Consider the following 451-nt stretch of genomic DNA (forward strand, 5'->3'; position numbering starts at 1 on the left):
GGGCGCCGACATCCACCTCCTGGTCGCCGGCAAAGGCGCCCAGGCCGCCGCGGCGCAGGCCGCCGCGCTCGCCGGCGTCGCCAAGGTGCTGGTCGCCGATGACGCCGCTTACGAGCACGCGCTGGCCGAGCCGGTGGCCGCCCTGCTGGTGTCGCTCGCCCCCGGCTACAGCCACATCCTCGGCGCCGCCACCTCGGTGGCCAAGAACGTGCTGCCGCGCGTCGCCGCGCTGCTCGACGTCGCGATGATCTCGGAGATCACCGCCGTCGTCGCCGCCGACACCTTCGAGCGGCCGATCTACGCCGGCAACGCCATCGCCACCGTGCGGTCGGCCGACGCGGTGAAGGTCGTCACCGTCCGCACCACCGCCTTCGAGGCCGCCGCCGCGGGCAACAGCGCGCCGATCGAGAGCGTCGCCCCGGTGGCCGACCCCGCCCTGTCGCGCTTCGTC

At 75.4% G+C, this 451-nt stretch carries 1 pseudogene; it reads left to right on the forward strand.

From position 1 onward, the window contains the following. Nucleotides 1–451, forward strand: a pseudogene (locus tag TSO352_RS22685) (electron transfer flavoprotein subunit alpha/FixB family protein); the annotation flags it as partial.

The organism is Azospirillum sp. TSO35-2, assembly GCF_003116095.1.
GTDB lineage: Bacteria > Pseudomonadota > Alphaproteobacteria > Azospirillales > Azospirillaceae > Azospirillum.